The 15,262-nt window shown below is 45.8% G+C and carries 13 protein-coding genes; 9 read left to right on the forward strand and 4 right to left on the reverse strand.

Annotation, left to right across the window (positions count from 1 at the left end; all coding sequences use genetic code 11):
* Positions 1–148 precede the first annotated feature (148 nt).
* Complete coding sequence (locus R7Q47_RS13875; protein WP_248486909.1) at positions 149–2,926, reverse strand: insulinase family protein; 2,778 nt, start codon at positions 2,924–2,926, stop codon at positions 149–151.
* Between the two features lie 374 nt (positions 2,927–3,300).
* Here R7Q47_RS13875 and sixA point away from each other — a divergent pair, with 374 nt between their 5' ends.
* The gene (gene sixA / locus R7Q47_RS13880; RefSeq protein ID WP_005380537.1) at positions 3,301–3,765 is read left to right on the forward strand and encodes a phosphohistidine phosphatase SixA; all 465 of its coding nucleotides are present in this window, start codon (positions 3,301–3,303) and stop codon (positions 3,763–3,765) included.
* Positions 3,766–3,861: 96 nt separating this feature from the next.
* On the opposite strand, the gene smrB is transcribed toward sixA, so the two are convergent.
* Positions 3,862–4,392, reverse strand: coding sequence for an endonuclease SmrB (gene smrB / locus R7Q47_RS13885; RefSeq protein WP_248486908.1), 531 nt, complete (start codon positions 4,390–4,392; stop codon positions 3,862–3,864).
* 62 nt (positions 4,393–4,454) lie between these two features.
* Here smrB and prmB point away from each other — a divergent pair, with 62 nt between their 5' ends.
* Both prmB and aroC read left to right on the forward strand, forming a co-directional pair.
* Positions 4,455–5,387 carry a 50S ribosomal protein L3 N(5)-glutamine methyltransferase gene (gene prmB, locus R7Q47_RS13890; RefSeq protein ID WP_005380541.1) on the forward strand — a complete coding sequence of 311 codons (933 nt, stop codon included), beginning with the start codon at positions 4,455–4,457 and terminating at the stop codon, positions 5,385–5,387.
* Positions 5,388–5,566: 179 nt separating this feature from the next.
* Positions 5,567–6,652 (forward strand): chorismate synthase, encoded by a 1,086-nt coding sequence (aroC, locus tag R7Q47_RS13895; RefSeq protein ID WP_017820803.1) that lies wholly within the window; start codon positions 5,567–5,569, stop codon positions 6,650–6,652.
* Between the two features lie 223 nt (positions 6,653–6,875).
* On the opposite strand, the gene R7Q47_RS13900 is transcribed toward aroC, so the two are convergent.
* Positions 6,876–7,499, reverse strand: a complete 624-nt coding sequence (locus tag R7Q47_RS13900) for a trimeric intracellular cation channel family protein (protein ID WP_005380544.1) — start codon at positions 7,497–7,499, stop codon at positions 6,876–6,878.
* A 332-nt stretch (positions 7,500–7,831) separates the two neighbouring features.
* Between R7Q47_RS13900 and R7Q47_RS13905 the strand changes: the two genes are divergently transcribed.
* From R7Q47_RS13905 to R7Q47_RS13915, 3 genes are all read left to right on the forward strand, one after another.
* Positions 7,832–8,362, forward strand: coding sequence for an elongation factor P hydroxylase (locus tag R7Q47_RS13905; RefSeq protein WP_005380546.1), 531 nt, complete (start codon positions 7,832–7,834; stop codon positions 8,360–8,362).
* 25 nt (positions 8,363–8,387) lie between these two features.
* Positions 8,388–8,651, forward strand: a complete 264-nt coding sequence (locus tag R7Q47_RS13910) for a YfcL family protein (RefSeq protein ID WP_017635933.1) — start codon at positions 8,388–8,390, stop codon at positions 8,649–8,651.
* A 146-nt stretch (positions 8,652–8,797) separates the two neighbouring features.
* A complete protein-coding gene (locus R7Q47_RS13915) occupies positions 8,798–9,322 on the forward strand; it encodes an NADPH-dependent FMN reductase (protein WP_005380552.1) in 525 nt (174 codons plus the stop codon).
* A 75-nt stretch (positions 9,323–9,397) separates the two neighbouring features.
* Here the strand turns inward: R7Q47_RS13915 and mnmC are convergent, their stop codons facing one another.
* Positions 9,398–11,416, reverse strand: coding sequence for a bifunctional tRNA (5-methylaminomethyl-2-thiouridine)(34)-methyltransferase MnmD/FAD-dependent 5-carboxymethylaminomethyl-2-thiouridine(34) oxidoreductase MnmC (gene mnmC / locus R7Q47_RS13920; RefSeq protein ID WP_262651798.1), 2,019 nt, complete (start codon positions 11,414–11,416; stop codon positions 9,398–9,400).
* 128 nt (positions 11,417–11,544) lie between these two features.
* On the opposite strand from mnmC, the gene fabB reads away from it, so the two are divergent.
* From fabB to R7Q47_RS13935, 3 genes are all read left to right on the forward strand, one after another.
* Positions 11,545–12,756 carry a beta-ketoacyl-ACP synthase I gene (fabB, locus tag R7Q47_RS13925; protein WP_005380557.1) on the forward strand — a complete coding sequence of 404 codons (1,212 nt, stop codon included), beginning with the start codon at positions 11,545–11,547 and terminating at the stop codon, positions 12,754–12,756.
* Positions 12,757–13,096: 340 nt separating this feature from the next.
* Positions 13,097–14,230, forward strand: a complete 1,134-nt coding sequence (locus R7Q47_RS13930) for a 4-phosphoerythronate dehydrogenase (protein WP_017820801.1) — start codon at positions 13,097–13,099, stop codon at positions 14,228–14,230.
* On the forward strand, positions 14,227–15,240 hold the full coding sequence (locus R7Q47_RS13935) for an aspartate-semialdehyde dehydrogenase (protein WP_005380562.1): 1,014 nt from the start codon (positions 14,227–14,229) through the stop codon (positions 15,238–15,240). Before R7Q47_RS13930 ends, R7Q47_RS13935 begins: the two co-directional genes overlap by 4 nt.
* The last annotated feature ends 22 nt before the right edge of the window (positions 15,241–15,262 follow it).

Consider the following 15,262-nt stretch of genomic DNA (forward strand, 5'->3'; position numbering starts at 1 on the left):
TTTTAGTGCGGTAATTAGAGCATAAGCCGCAATGGCGTAATTTCAATTTTCTGCCAATTATGGTGCCGATTCAATCTATGAGACCGACAACCTCATGGGTTTGTCGGTTCATTCTAGTAATTGACAATTTTATTTCTGCGCAACTAGATCACCCCAAGCCGCAATCTTTTGGCCGAAGTTGGAACTCTTCAATCGATCCTATTTCTTGTCCTAGATGGATGCGCGGAGCCTCCGAATGCGCTTGACCTTGAGAGTGCATGATCAAACGATTTGCAGTACGAGGTTTCAATTCGTTCACAACGAAGCGAATCATGTCTGCGCGCGTCAGCTTCTTCAACTCCGCCAGTACCTTGTCACGTTGGTTAAACTCAGTGTCTTTATTTCCTATCGCAACCCAAAGACGTTGAGCCCGACCTCGAAGTGTGGTGTCCGGCGTTGCTATTTGGTTCCACAAGCCGCGCTTACTGCTGTGCCATTGGTAATCGTTTAACTCTAACAACACCATATAAAAGGCATTTAAAAACTCATCGATTGAGGTAACCAGCTCGGCAGGTGCTGCATTAGGTGACTGCACATACAGTACAATACCAGGGTGACGATTTAGCGGCATATTGCCAGTGCCTACCATGTAACCTAATTGCTGCTTGGTACGGATTTCGTGGAAAAACGTTGCCGACATAAGGTGATTGGCCAATGAGTATAGCGCGATACTACGAGGCTCAATATCCTCGCACTGGTGGTAAATAACGACCGCGGAATCTTGCTGGTTACAATGCACCTCACGTTGAAAACTGCCATTTTTACCTAGCATAATGAGCGGGCGAAGTGCCTCTTCATAACGTTGCTCGTTAACTCTTAGAGCATCCTTCAAGGTCGTAGCCATGTCATGGGCTTGCTGGCGTTGCCAGTCTCCGTAAACAAACATTTCAACGTGCAGTTCTGCAAGAATGGATTCTACGAATACCGAGAGTTCATCGACTTCGATTTCTTCTAGCGCTTCGACTAAGGTTGCGAAAGGCGGGTTATTGGGTTGAAGTAACCCAGTAAGTGCGTTAAACAGCTGCGAAATAGGGCGATCTTGTGAAGCATTTCTCCAGTTTCGTAACAGTTGTTGTTTGATGGTTTCAAAGCGAGCAGGGCTGAAATCTCGAGAAGCAAAACGGTGCAGAATCATTTCTAGCAACTGAGGCAGCTTTTGACTGAACCCTGAGAGGGTTAAGGTCACGCCACCTTGGTGAGCGTACATGTTGTAACCCATCCCTGCGATTTCTGCTTGATAGGTTTCTTTTGCTAGCGAATCGAGGAACATCTCTACACATAAGCGCGTTTTGACGATGTTCTTTGGTGATGCAACGGCATGAGAGCTGTCGATAGCGACATAAACGACACCTTTAGGCACGCGAAATTCGTCATCTTGCAAATGCCACAGCCGAAACCCTTCGAGATCCTCAATCAACTCTGGCAGCGAATCACCATTTTCGAGTGGCATGGGGTCGAGGTCGTAGCAAATATAAGGGTTCTTTTTCGGTAAGACGAATTGCCAGCTTGGGTCGATTTGTTGATAGAAACGACGTTGGTCTTCACTAAAAGGTGTGACGGAGTACGGGGTAAAGTACCATTCGGCAGTACGGTTGTATTCCAGGCCTTTAGCAATCAAAGTGACGCGTACATTATCGATGGTTAAGTATCGCAGCAATGAACGCTGTAACTCCTCATCGTAGCCCGCCATTTTGTAGTCACCATAAACCGTGTCTTCCGGTTGATAGTGCTGCATGTTGATCACCAGATGGCTGACGAGATCCATTGGGCGCGATGGCTCTTGGAAGCGGAAAGCCGATTCTAATACCGCTTGTTTTTCGAGATAGCGCCATTCATCTAACCCGTCTTGTTTGATCATCGAGAGGTATTGAAAAACCGCTTGAACGATATCATCAACATGATCTAAGCCGTTTGGCGTCAGGGTGCAGCTTACGGTAAAGTCTCGGTAGTTACTGCCACTCGCGCCGCCGCCCGCTGAGAGAGAGGTAATCCAGCCTTTTTCTTTGAGTTGAAGCATCAAACTGCCTTCTCCTTCATAACCCAACAGGTGAGCAAAGTAGGAGAGTGGCTTCACGCTATAATGCGCATCCATTCCCGGCATGGGGAATGTGAGAATCAGTTTACGGAACTCTTTGAGCGGCTCGACTTGAACCAAAATGCCCGTGCTTTCCTCAGTGCCTATCGGTACATCAATCGATTTTCCACGAAGGTGGTGATTTGGGATGTCGGCAAACATGGTTTCTACCCAAGCTTGCTGTTCATCGAGCGACTGTGGCCCAAATAGAGTCAGTGTCATCAAATCGGCGGAATACTGAGAGTGGTGAAACTCCACAATTTCGTCGCGGATGGATTTACCATCTCGGTCGCCAAGAGTATCTAAGTTTCCGACAGAGAATTTTGAAAACGGGTGCTCTGGATTGATGACTTCTTTGTTAACTTGATACAGGCGACGAGAATCATCATTGAGTTTGAGCTTGTATTCGGAGTCGACAGCCTGGCGTTCTTTGTCTAATGCTTCTTCGTTAAACAAAGGTGCGGTAAAGAATTGGCTAAATCGATCTAAGGCACTTTCAAAGGCATTTGGAGCAATATTGAAAAAGAAACAAGTGTGCTCTGTACCAGTCCAAGCGTTGTTTGTTCCACCGTGTTGGCTAATATAGCTTTGAAACTCGCCCACTTTAGGGTATTTTTCCGTACCCAAAAAAAGCATGTGTTCTAAATAGTGTGCCAGACCTTGGCGATCGTTTGGGTCGTCGAAGTGTCCAACGTTCACTGCCAGAGCAGCTGCCGACTGTTGAGCTGTATCGGAATGAATCAGCAGTACACGCAGATCATTGCTCAAGGTAATGTAGCGGTATTGATTTGAATCGTTAGGACTTAGATGCACGATGCGTCTCCAGATTTCGCATTACAGTAATTTAGGCTCCCCTCGCGGGGGGCGCAAAGTTTGCGTTTCGACAAATACTGCTTGCCGTATTTTTGTTATTCGTAGACTTCTGCACAGGCCCATCGCGTTTGCGTATGGGGAAGAACTGTTTGAGTGAATGCTCTGAACTCATTGCACAGTTAAATAGTGTGATGAACTGAGTACATTCTTTTAATAGATTGTTAAGAAAGTCGCTATCTTTAACAAGCGAATTGGTATAATGAACAGATAATTATATCAGTATTTTTGTTTCGTCATTGTTAAAGTTAGCCCCGTCTATCTAATAAAGATAGCAGTCAACCTTTTGGTAGCGTTAGCTATCCCTAGGAAATAACATGAAAATATTCATCATGCGTCACGGTGAAGCCGAGCATTTTGCAGATTCAGACGCAGCACGACAATTGACCCCAAGAGGCAGAGTCGAATCAGAAGCGGTTGCGAGAGCCTGTAAAGAACAGGGTTTTGCGCAATTCGATAAAGTGTTGGTGAGTCCGTACATTAGAGCTCAACAAACTTGGCAAGAGATCAGTGCGTATTTCTCTGCAAAAAGCATTGAAACTTGTGAAGATATTACACCTTATGGCCAGTCCGAGCATGTTTTCGATTTCGCAAGTGCGTTAATCGAAGTCGAACAATTGGACTCGCTTTTGTTCGTATCGCATTTGCCTTTGGTCGGTTATCTGACTTCAGAGTTTGTAAAAGACATGACACCACCGATGTTTCCTACATCAGGCCTAGTGTGCATTGAATATGATTTACAAACACAAAATGGTGAAGTGCTATGGCATATTACGCCATAAGTGTCTAAACCAAAATAAGCGTTTGCAAATTAGAGACCGAATAAGAAAGGCAGGATATCCCTGCCTTTTCGTTTCATCGTGTCTACGGTAAGCCTGTTACTTTTCAGGAATTGAAAGCAACACTAACAACGCACCATCACCACCAAATTCTAGTGGCGCTTGGTGAAAAGCCATTACGTCAGGATGCTGTGCTAACCAAAGTGGGGCTTTCTGTTTCAGGATGTGTTTCCCAATACCATGTTGCACACACGCACAATGAATCTCGTTTTTGATGCAATAGGCTATCATCGCACCAAGCTCGCGTTTTGCTTCTTGCTGTGTCATGCCGTGCATATCGAGGAACACGTCCGGTACATACACGCCACGACGTAGACGTTTGACTTCATAAGTGGAGACGTCGTCACGTGCATAACGAGTTGGACCTTCATCGTTTAATAGAGGGACAAACTCGTCTGAAAAGTAAAATTCAGAGTCACTCGCTTCACGGTTGGAGCGCTTGATTTCTTTTTGCTTAGTATTTTTTTTTGGTTGCTGGATTATGGTATCCTGTCGCAACTTTTTTACGCCCTGTACTGCTTCCTGAAACAAGGCGAAATCGTCATCGCTCTCGGTGTCTTTTTTGCTCATTAGGTAAACAATTTCATTAATAAACTTTATTGGCAGTATTGTAGCGCTTTTCGGAGGCAATTTTGGATAAGATTTTTGTAGAAGAAGCGGTATCGGAGCTGCATACCCTTCAAGATATGATTCGTTGGACGGTAAGCCGCTTTAATGCAGCGAACCTGTTTTACGGTCATGGTACTGATAATGCGTGGGATGAAGCAGTTCAGCTTATCCTGCCAACCTTATACTTGCCGATTGATGTGCCTCCGCACGTATTGAACTCTCGCCTAACGACAAGCGAGCGTCTGCGTATTGTTGAGCGCGTAGTAAAACGCATCAACGAGCGTACGCCAACAGCATACCTAACAAACAAAGCATGGTTCTGCGGTCTTGAGTTCTTCGTTGATGAGCGTGTACTTGTGCCACGTTCTCCTATCGGCGAATTGATTCAAGCGGAATTCCAACCTTGGTTGGTGGAAGAGCCTACGCGCATCATGGACCTATGTACGGGTTCTGGTTGTATCGCGATTGCTTGTGCGCACGCTTTCCCTGAAGCAGAAGTGGATGCTATCGACATCTCTACAGATGCTCTACAAGTGGCTGAGCAAAACGTACAAGATCACGGCATGGAGCAGCAAGTGTTCCCAATTCGCTCTGATTTGTTCCGTGATCTTCCAAAAGAGAAATACAATCTAATCGTGTCCAACCCACCATATGTGGATGAAGAAGACATGAACAGCCTGCCAGATGAGTTCACGCATGAGCCTGAGCTTGGGCTAGCTGCGGGTACGGATGGTCTAAAACTAGTGCGTCGTATTCTTGCTAACGCGCCAGATTATCTAACAGATAACGGCATTCTTATTTGTGAAGTCGGAAACTCAATGATTCATATGATGGAACAGTACCCAGAGATTCCATTTACTTGGATTGAGTTCGAGAACGGCGGTCATGGCGTGTTTATGCTAACGCGTGACCAGCTGGTTGAGTGTGCAGAAGAGTTTAAACTGTACAAAGACTAATAGAGTCTTGCACTAAACATCAAAACACCGAGCTTTATGCTCGGTGTTTTTTTATGCATACCTCGCCGATATTAACTCTTTACATCAAAACGTAATAAAGCCACTATGAATCCACGAAGAATTGGAAAGCAGCTATGCTCTGTTTTGAGAGAGCGTGGCGATAAAAACTTGAGGAAGTAATGGCAGGAAACAGTATCGGACAACATTTCCGAGTGACGACATTCGGGGAAAGTCACGGTATCGCACTGGGATGTATCGTAGACGGATGTCCTCCGGGGTTGGAAATTACAGAAGCAGATCTACAAATTGATCTCGACCGCCGTCGTCCAGGCACATCACGTTACACCACACAACGTCGTGAACCGGATGAAGTTAAAATTCTTTCTGGCGTTTTTGAAGGCAAAACCACGGGCACATCGATCGGTTTGCTAATTGAAAACACCGATCAGCGCTCAAAAGACTACTCTGACATCAAAGATAAGTTCAGACCGGGTCATGCTGATTACACTTACCACCAAAAATATGGCATCCGCGACTATCGCGGTGGCGGCCGTTCTTCAGCTCGTGAAACCGCAATGCGTGTGGCTGCTGGTGCAATCGCGAAGAAATACTTAAAAGATGAGTTTGGTGTTGAGATTCGTGCTTACTTGTCACAAATGGGTGATGTATCTATCGACAAGGTAGATTGGAACGAAATCGAGAACAATGCATTCTTCTGCCCTGATGCTGACAAAGTAGAAGCATTTGACCAACTTATCCGTGACCTGAAAAAAGAAGGCGACTCTATTGGCGCAAAAATCCAGGTTGTGGCAACTAACGTGCCTGTTGGTCTTGGGGAACCCGTATTTGACCGTTTGGATGCAGACATCGCGCACGCACTAATGAGCATAAACGCGGTGAAAGGCGTGGAAATCGGAGACGGTTTCGACGTGGTAAACCAAAAAGGCAGTCAGCACCGTGATACGCTTGCTCCTGAAGGTTTTGGTAGTAATCATGCGGGTGGCATTCTTGGCGGTATCTCGACTGGTCAAGACATTGTCGCTAACATTGCGCTTAAGCCAACATCAAGTATCACTGTGCCGGGTGAGACCATCACAAAAGAAGGTGAACCAACTCAGTTGATCACCAAAGGTCGTCATGACCCATGTGTGGGTATTCGTGCTGTGCCTATCGCAGAAGCGATGCTGGCAATTGTGGTGATGGATCATTTACTACGCCACCGTGGTCAAAACCATGGCGTAACAACTGAAACACCGAAGATTTAAGAGCTTTGTGTCATTCCAGCGAGCTATAGCGAGACTAGGAATCTAATTTCAGCACGATGAAAAGAGAAAGAAACATCTCTGACAACAGAGTGCTCGGATAATAGATCCTGAATCATGCTCCTTCGTCGCTGTTCAGGATGACTGAATATAAAATTATGCCACTCACTGAATCGCGGGTGGCACAATTTTATCAGGCAACCTTTTTTGTTTAAGTAGTTTTTGCTTAATGAATCGAGCCTTCGGTTTCCAAATGGAAAGAAGGCAGACGCCACTTAAAGCGCACTGCAGCCATACGCAGCATGTAACCAGTAACCAGTGTAATGATCGTGGCAGTGACATCGGGAACATTAAATTCTAATAGCGCTAAGTACATTCCTGATGCGATAAGAGCGACAGAAGCGTAAAGCTCTTCATGCAGTACCAATGGTGTTTGGCGACAGATTAAGTCACGAAGTAGCCCACCGAATACACCAGTTACTAACGCTGAAACCATACAAATACCAGGGTGCAAGCCCATGCCCATCGCAATTTTTGTTCCGATGATACTAAACACGATTAAACCTAGTGCATCGAGGCGAATGAACAGACCTTTCAGCTTAATCACCCATTTCGCTAAACCTGTTGTTAGCACACCTGCAACACACGTAATTGCAAGGAACTCTGGGTTTTTTACCCAACCAAGAGGGTAGTGGCCTAATAGAATGTCACGTACGGTGCCACCACCAATGGCCGTTGCGCTGGCCACCAACATAACACCAAACCAGTCCATCTTTCTTCTACCAGCACTTAACGCACCTGTCATGGCTTCAGCCGTGATACCAATGATATACAACACACTTAGCAACATAGGGAAACACTCAACGTAAAAAGTCACTACGTTCTACGAGAATCAGCGTAGGCGAAGTAACAACACTTACAAACGGTTCTATCTCTCTTAAAAAGTGATTAAAACCAGCAACATGCTTGTAATCAAACGGCTTAAAAATAGCGGTTTGAACGGCATCAAAATAAGGCGAGAGTGTAGTGGTAAATAAGTACGCTGACGAATGAGAAATTGTATGGAGAAAGCGATGTTCAGATAAATTCAACTAATAACCAAAAATGTGGGGTTGCCTTTACCTCATAGCTAAAAACAGCGACAATATGCAGCGCATGTCAAACTGAAGTACAAACTCGACGATGACCCACGAATACCAAGACTTAATCACCATTTTTAATGACACCTTTTTAGAACAATTTAATACGAAATTAGAGTTAGGTGGTGATGAGCCTATTTATCTTCCTGCTGATGATGAACACCCTCATCATCGGATTATTTTTGCTCGGGGTTTTTACGCCTCTGCTTTACACGAGATCTCGCATTGGTGTGTGGCTGGTCCAGAGCGTCGTTTGCTGGAAGATTTTGGTTATTGGTATGAACCTGATGGGCGAACAGCAGAAGTTCAAGCGGAGTTTGAGAAAGTTGAAGTGCGACCTCAAGCTTATGAATGGATTCTGGCACAAAGCGCTGGCTTCCCTTTTACGGTGAGTTGTGACAATCTACACGGCGATTTTGAACCAGATAGGCTCGGCTTTATGAAAAAAGTGCATAAAGAAGTGCTAGGTATTTTGGACGTTGGCTTGCCTTTGCGAGTGAAAATGCTTTCTGATGCCCTGCGCGCATTTTATCAAACTAAGCCACTGGAAGCGTCGGACTTTTGCGTTAAATAACCACTAATAACCTCAGAGATACACCATGATTATTGAATTTGAAGAAAAACTACTGGAACTGATTGATGCTCGAATTGAAACAGCATCTGACGATGAATTGTTTGCTGGTGGTTATTTACGTGGTCACATCTCTTTATCCGCGGCGTCTTGTGAAGAAGAAGGGATTAGCGATATTACTGAGCTGAAGTCACGCATTGAGAGCAGCTTAGAAAATGCGCGTACCGAGTTAAGCCCGGCCGATCGCGTGATTGTCAGTGATTTGTGGCAGGAGCTCCAGGCTCAGGCTTAGTCCCTAAGCAGCGTTCTCCCTTTATTTAATCCTAGTCATTTACTACTTCGAAAAATTCGAACCTCTCCATAAAATTTTTGTGGTTGTAGCGAAACTGTTCAACTTTTATTCTGATCAGCATAAAACGTGAACAAAGGATTACAACCATGAAAATTGTCGCATTTGGTGCATCTACCAGCTCTACCTCAATCAACAAACTACTTGCTACATACGCAGCAAATCAAGTCGAAGGCGCTCAAGTGAATGTTCTAGACTTAAACGATTATCAAGCGCCAATGTTTAGCGAGGACAAAGAGAAAGAAATAGGTCAAGCTGAAGGGGCTGTCGCGTTTTTACGTGACTTGGCGGAGGCTGACGCTCTCGTTGTTTCCTTCGCAGAGCACAACGGTTCGTACCCAGCGGCCTATAAAAACTTGTTCGATTGGGCGACGCGCATTGAGCGTAATGTATTTCAAAACAAACCTGTCGTTTATTTAGCAACTTCCCCAGGTCCCGGTGGTGCGCAAAGTGTTCTTGCGGCGGCGACAGGTTCTGCACAATTTTTTGGCGCGGATGTAAAGGCATCGTTATCTGTGCCGAGCTTCTACGAAAATTTTGACGTGGAATCGGGTAAGGTTGTAAACCCAGAAGTGGCAGAGCAAGTGAAACAGGCAGTTGCACTGCTGAAGTAATCTCAGTACGAGCGACTTAATGAGTTAGCGATTCCCGACACGTATCTGTGTCGGGAATCAAAACAGAGAATACTCTTACAGCTCGGTAATGGCTTTGCCTTTTCTTAGTTTACGAACCCACATTCGACTTGGGTGAAGTTCGGTCAATACATCAACCGGTAATGGCAGCGGGTCCCCACAGATCTGGGAGGCCAACACTTCAGCTAATAATGGTGCAGAGCTCAGTCCACGAGATCCTAAACCTAAGAAGCAGAATAGGTTAGGGTACTGATGAATGGTTTCTACCTCTTCTTCTTTTTGATTTTGTAAGTTGGCGTATTGCGTTTTGATCGTCTCAAAGTCACCCACATTTCCGACAAATGGTAAGTGATCTCGGCTAACACAACGAATACCTTGGCGAGATTGATTACCAGTGATATCTACCTCTTTTGCCCATGTTTGATTCGGTACACATTTCACTAGCTTTTCCGCATTATCTTTTTGGGCGTTTTCATCAAATTCGTAGTCAAGGTGACTGCGGTCGTAGCTTGCACCGATACACAAGTGTTGATTACTTGGGTTAACAGGTGTCATGTAACCGTCGTAACACAACACCGTTTTCAGCTGACTCAGCGTTTCGGTTGCTGGCGCATGACTGACTTGTCCTTTCACTTGTCCCATTGGTAGGGAAGCGGTTTGACTCAATGTCTGGAACTCATGGCCGTTCGCAATCACAACCGTTGAGTGCTCAAATGTTTGACCACTCGCTGTTAGTAGCCAGAGCTGACGCTTTTCATCCCAATCTAATGCCTCAACATGGTGTTCAAACTTCGTTGAGAGTAACGACGTCTTCTCCAATTGTTTTATTAACCCACGAGTTAACTCGGCAGGGCACAGCCACCCTCCCATTGGGTAGTGCACAGATGCCATATCAATAGGTAACCCGATAGTGTTCGCAGTCTCCTCGGCGGACAGCTTGTGAATGAGCTCTGGTGTGAAGTTACCCGCAAGTATTTTCTCCAGTTTGTCTGTGGATTTGTCATCCCACATCAACTGAGTTACGCCACACCAGTCATGATCAAAATCGATCTCTTGTGCTGCTTGTTCAACAAACTGACGTGCGAACAAAAATGCAGGAGCAAACACACGCGAAACGCCAGTATGGGGACCGTTCAACAATGGATACACGGCCCCTTGACGATTACCCGACGCTCCTTTGGCTGGTTGTTTGTCTTTACAGTAAAGGGTGACGTTTTGGCCACGACGAACTAACGTTTTCGCTAACGCCGCGCTGGCTATACCACCGCCAATGATGGCAATCGAATCAAGATTGCTAGATGCTGTGCGATTGAACCAAGGGAGATGGTTCGACTGCTTTTCACGTTGCTCCATAGAGCCGGCGATCATTTCTCGCTTAGTGCCGAAACCTTTCACCTTTTTCATTGTAAAGCCAGCTTCGTTCAAACCACGACGTACAAAGCCTGCTGCGGTAAACGTGGCAACTGTACAATCTTGCTTGGCTAGCTTTGCCATGTTGTTGAACAGGCCTTGGTTCCACATCTCTGGGTTTTTGCTTGGCGCGAATCCATCTAAGAACCAAGCATCAATCAAACCTTGTTGGTTGTATGGGACTTGCGGCATGCAGTCTTTAATGTCACCAAACCAAAGGTCGAGTGTGATTGCGCCGTCTTCTAAAACGATGCGATGACACTCCGGCACAGCGGCAGGGTAGTGCTTTTGTAACTTTTCCGCGTATTCAGCTAGCTCAGGCCAAGCTTCATGCGCCTTCTTTAAATCGGCTTTGCTTAATGGGTATTTTTCAAAGCTAATAAAATGCAGCTCTTTCAATGTTGCGTCCGGATGCTGACGACGAAACTCACTAAACCACTGGCATACTGCTAAGAAGTTTAATCCCGTGCCAAATCCTGTTTCACCAATGACAAAACGTCTTTGGTCAAATTCCTGCCATCTTTCTGGGAGATGATTTTGTTTTAAGAAAACGTAGCGTGTCTCTTCAAGACCGTTTACGTTAGAGAAGTAAACATCATCAAATTGGTCTGAAACCGGAGTACCAGCTTCGTTCCAACCAAGTTCTGCATTTTTTATTGAAGTCATAATGGTGCAAATTTGTGATTTGGCGCGGTAAGAATGGGGCGATTGTACGAATTTATGGGAAAGCTGACCACTTTTGTTGACTATCTTAGTTATCATCTAGCGGATTTTTGAATTATAGGAATGTCATAATGAAACGAGTCGTAATCACCGGTATGGGTATTGTTTCAAGTATCGGTAACAACGTCGAAGAAGTTCTAGCGTCTCTTAAAGCGGGCAAATCTGGCATCACTGCATCTGAGCAGTTCAAAGAACACGGTCTTCGTTCGCAAGTATGGGGTGATCTAAAAATCAACCCGGCGGAACACATCGACCGTAAGCAGATGCGCTTTATGGGTGATGCGGCTGCTTATGCATACCTATCAATGGAGCAGGCAATCGCAGACGCTGGTCTTACAGAAGAGCAGGTTTCAAACGATCGTACCGGTATCGTTGCAGGTTCTGGCGGTGCTTCTGCATACAATCAAACGGTAGCGACAGACACGATGCGCGCCAAAGGCGTAAAGCGAGTTGGTCCTTACATGGTTCCTCGTACTATGTCTTCTACTGTTTCTGCTTGTCTTGCTACGCCATTTAAGATTCGTGGCGTGAACTACTCAATGAGCTCTGCATGTGCAACATCTGCACACTGTATCGGCCATGCTATGGAGCTTATTCAACTAGGCAAACAAGATATTGTTTTTGCTGGTGGCGGCGAAGAGCTAGATTGGTCTCAAACTATGATGTTTGATGCGATGGGCGCACTGTCAACCAAATACAATGACACGCCAGACAAAGCATCTCGTACATACGATGCAGACCGTGACGGTTTTGTTATCTCGGGCGGCGGCGGCATGCTGGTTATTGAAGAACTAGAGCACGCACTGGCACGTGGTGCGAAAATCTACGGTGAAATCGTAGGTTACGGTGCGACATCAGATGGCTACGACATGGTAGCGCCATCAGGTGAAGGCGCAATTCGTTGTATGAAGATGGCGATGCAAGACGTTGATGGTGTGGATTACATCAACACGCACGGCACATCGACACCAGTTGGTGACGTGAAAGAGCTTGGTGCTATCCAACAATTGTTTGGTGAGAACAGCCCTGCAATCTCTGCAACAAAAGCAATGACTGGCCACGCACTCGGCGCAGCGGGCGTGCACGAAGCGATTTACTCAACACTTATGCTAGACAAAAACTTCATTGCTCCAAGCATCAATATTTCAAACTTGGACGAAGCAGCACAAGGTCTGGACATCGTGACAGAAGCACGTGATGCAGAGCTAACGACCGTAATGTCAAACAGCTTTGGCTTTGGCGGCACAAACGCAACTTTGGTTATTAAAAAGTACCAAGGTTAACTGAATTTGTTGGCGCCTTGCGAGAGTACTGTAAACGCCAACAATCCAGTTTCCAGAGCTTGATCAGTCACACTGATCGAACAGACGCAGACTCTATCCCATGGAGAGCGGGATAGGATCCTTTTGTTCTGGAACTTTGCCCGGCTATTTAGCCGGGCTTTTTCTTTTCTCTGTTTCTGCTTTTCTCTAGGCTTCCCGTCAATCGATTCTATAGGAGTTACCTCCTTGAGGTTTATTGGTGTTATATCTTGAGATTTTTCGGGAAAAGGGCACAATCGCTTTAGTTTCGCATCTTGCGAATAAACGAACTCTTACAAATGGATGTTAGAACGCTGGCGCTATGAAAATTATTGTTGATGAAAATATGCCGTATGCTGAAGAGCTATTCAGCCAACTCGGTAACGTAATTCTAAAACCAGGTCGTACACTGACCGCCGATGATTTAGTGGATGTTGATGCCCTAATGATTCGCTCAGTCACCAAAGTTAATGCTGACCTGATCAGCAAAGCAAACAAGCTGAAGTTTGTTGGTACGGCCACGGCAGGCATGGATCATGTTGACCAAGCACTCTTAAAAGAGAAAGGCATTTTCTTCACTGCGGCGCCAGGGTGTAACAAAGTGGGTGTGGCGGAATACGCGTTCAGCGTGATGATGGTGCTCGCTCAGCAACAAGGTTTCTCGGTATTTGACAAGACGGTAGGTATTATTGGTGCAGGCCAAGTAGGTAGCTACCTAGAGAAATGTTTGAAAGGCATGGGTATGAAAGTTCTCATCAATGACCCATTCAAACAAGAGTCTGGTGATCCTCGTAGCTTTACTCCGTTGACAGAACTGATTGAAAGCTCAGACATCATTACACTACATACGCCAATCACCAAAGATGGCCCATACCCAACGCATCATTTGATTGATGAGAAGGTATTAAATGGTCTCCGCAGCGATCAAATTTTGATTAACGCGGCTCGAGGTCCCATCGTTGACAACGCTGCTTTGAAGCAACGTCTTTTGAAAAATGATGGCTTTACAGCGGCACTCGACGTATTTGAATTTGAACCAGAGGTTGATATGGAGCTTCTGCCTCTGCTAGCATTCGCAACCCCTCACGTTGCAGGCTACGGCTTGGAAGGGAAAGCTCGCGGTACAACGATGATTTTCAACAGCTACTGTGAGTTCTTAAATAACGAATTACGTGCGCATGCCAGCGATTTACTGCCAACCGCGCCTGTTCCTACTATGGTATTGGACAGAGCTTGGGACGAAGCAACACTGCATAACATCACGCAGTTAATCTATGATGTGCGTAGAGATGACGCTCTTTTCCGCCGTGAAATCAGTAAGCCAGGCGCTTTTGACCTGATGCGTAAAAACTACTGGGATCGCCGTGAATACAGCGCTGTCACGCTAGTGGGTAACAAAACATGTAACCTTGCTCCATTAGCAGAACTAGGTTTTCAGATTGAGGTAAGTCAATGAGCCAGCAATATAATGTTGCCATTTTAGGTGCGACCGGTGCGGTCGGTGAAACAATTTTGGATGTGCTTCAAGAGCGCAAATTCCCAGTAGGCGAAATCTTCCTACTCGCGAGTGAGCGCAGCGAAGGCAAGACTTACCGCTTCAATGGTAAAACGGTACGCGTTCAAAACGTAGAAGAGTTCGATTGGTCTCAAGCGCATATCGCACTGTTTTCTGCTGGTGGTGAGCTATCAGCCAAGTGGGCTCCAATTGCCGCTGATGAAGGCGTGATTGTTATCGACAATACATCACACTTCCGTTACGAGTACGACATTCCTCTTGTTGTGCCAGAAGTAAACCCAGAAGCGATTGCAGAGTTTCGTAACCGTAACATCATCGCGAACCCGAACTGTTCAACCATCCAAATGCTGGTGGCACTAAAACCAATTCACGATGCGGTGGGCATTGAGCGTATTAACGTATCAACTTACCAATCGGTATCTGGTGCAGGAAAAGCGGGTATTGATGAGCTAGCAGGTCAAACGGCGAAGCTGCTAAACGGTCTGCCTGCAGACAAGAAGCAATTCTCTCAACAGATCGCGTTTAACTGTATTCCACAAATCGATCAAATGATGGAAAACGGCTACACCAAAGAAGAAATGAAAATGGTGTGGGAAACACAGAAGATCTTTAACGATCCATCAATCACAGTCAATCCAACGTGTGTACGTGTTCCTGTATTCTACGGTCACGCAGAAGCACTCCACATTGAGACTCGTTCACCTATCGATGCACAAGAAGTCGTTAACTTGCTTGAACAAACTGACGGTATCGAAGTGTTCCACGGTGAAGACTTCCCTACACAAGTTCGCGATGCGGGCGGTAAGGACCATGTAATGGTTGGTCGTATCCGTAACGATATCAGCCATCATAGCGGCGTAAACCTGTGGGTTGTTGCTGATAACGTGCGTAAAGGCGCGGCAACTAACGCGGTGCAAATCGCAGAAGTTCTGATCCGCGATTACTACTAAGTCGCTTACAGTTCATTTCAAA

This window comes from Vibrio sp. Vb0349 (assembly GCF_033338975.1).